The sequence below is a fragment of the Paraburkholderia sp. SIMBA_054 genome (genome assembly GCF_046534875.1).
Taxonomy (GTDB): Bacteria; Pseudomonadota; Gammaproteobacteria; order Burkholderiales; family Burkholderiaceae; genus Paraburkholderia; species Paraburkholderia hospita.
Genome location: NZ_JAWRXV010001431.1, coordinates 1 through 245, shown reverse-complemented (window position 1 = coordinate 245; position 245 = coordinate 1). Strand labels below are relative to the sequence as shown.

The 245-nt window shown below is 33.5% G+C and carries 1 protein-coding gene; it reads right to left on the bottom strand.

Translation table 11 applies throughout. From position 1 onward, the window contains the following. Positions 1-41 precede the first annotated feature (41 nt). On the bottom strand, positions 42-245 hold a 204-nt coding region (locus SB822_RS59775), incomplete at its 5' end, for a hypothetical protein (RefSeq protein ID WP_410859470.1).

Sequence of the window (245 nt, the reverse complement as noted above, 5' to 3'; positions counted from 1 at the left end):
CTCTTAATATAGGTAATGTGCTACATATTAACCTCATTTTTTTACTCTTGTTCGCGATCTCTTTGTATTACTGAAATACTTGGAGGTTCAGTTGAAACCACATCAATTATATGATTTAAAGCATGTATTCCATAGTGTTTAAACGGGCCAGGGTGTATATCGTCAGCTATGGTACCAACTTCAATAAAATCTAGATATCTGGACTTTGAATAAACTGCAAAAGCGCTTCCTTTATACATTTCATA